Below are 1,093 nucleotides of genomic sequence, written 5' to 3' on the forward strand. Positions count from 1 at the left end.
CTCTGGAAGAGCAGTAAGTGCTTTTAACCACTGAGCCACCTCTCCAGCCCAACAGACACAATTCTTAGGAGAGCAATGAGTGCTTGACTCAGGGAAATATGCACATAGCTGCTTAGGGAGTGTCTATATGATAAGAACAAAGGGATACCTTGATGTGGTGCTCATCAATGCCAAGTCTTTGAGCCAGAGCCGTGCATTCCTCTTTCGTCAGGTACTTGCACTTCTCAAAATGTTCTTGCAGTACCTGGTTTTGATCCTTGGTGAACACTCTGCCTTTCTTCTGCCTCTTTGGATTTGTGGCACACTCTTGTGATGTTGAAGGACTTTGAGAAATCAGGAGACCTTGTGGATGTGGAGCAGCCAAAGTACTTGCAGAAGCTTCATTGACTGGATTCATTGGAGAGCTAGAGTATCTCTCACTTTCAAATGTAATGGGTCCTCCAGTCACTTTTACACCAAGTGGAATTTGGAAGCCATCCGGAATGGGAGATACTGGGATACCTTGGATATTTGCTTTCATTGTGAGATGTTGACAGACTAGAGTAGGTGGGAATAAAAACAGAAATAGATCAGAGAAGCCCCAAGGTATCTAGCTCCATCATTCATAGCTCCCTATCCTCTGTTGAAGGCTTGGTAGACAACATTCTGCTGAGGTCACTTCTGTCTTGGAGAGCACTGCACAAAAGCATCTTAAGTGGGACAGTTCCCTCAGGTCTCAGCAGCACTGTCCTAGTTGCCCCACATTTTGCCCTCATCTGATTCTCAGTGGTCACATCTACAAGGTAAACCTACAAACACATCCTGAACTATTCAAGCAAATTCTGCCCCTCAGCTGAGACGAGGGTGAGTTTGAAAGTGCAAACAAAACATAAATCTTCCTATTTTTACCAAGCCTATTGCTCTTTTAGTGCAGTCTTCCCCATTTCAAAAGAGCCCTGAAACCTACCTATAATAGACAAACTTCCTTGAGGCCTCAATGAGCTAGGAAATCCATTAGCTAGGTAGTTTCATCTTGCTCAGATCCCTGGGTATGGACAGCATTCCAGGGAAAAGTACTTAAATAGCTTCTGGAGAAGCAAAAGACTCGACCCAC

At 44.6% G+C, this 1,093-nt stretch carries 1 protein-coding gene; it reads right to left on the bottom strand.

Annotated elements, in window-relative coordinates; all coding sequences use genetic code 11:
- Window positions 1–112: 112 nt before the first annotated feature.
- The gene (locus tag KRX52_RS20565) at window positions 113–520 is read right to left on the bottom strand and encodes a homeobox domain-containing protein (RefSeq protein WP_217683600.1); all 408 of its coding nucleotides are present in this window, start codon (window positions 518–520) and stop codon (window positions 113–115) included.
- Window positions 521–1,093: the final 573 nt, after the last annotated feature.

It is taken from the genome of Geopseudomonas aromaticivorans (assembly GCF_019097855.1).
GTDB classification, from domain to species: domain Bacteria; phylum Pseudomonadota; class Gammaproteobacteria; order Pseudomonadales; family Pseudomonadaceae; genus Geopseudomonas; species Geopseudomonas aromaticivorans.

What these genes read in the sequence shown, in the direction of transcription:
- KRX52_RS20565 (WP_217683600.1), bottom strand. Translation starts at nt 520, where the DNA reads ATGAAAGCAAATATCCAAGGTATCCCAGTATCTCCCATTCCGGATGGC.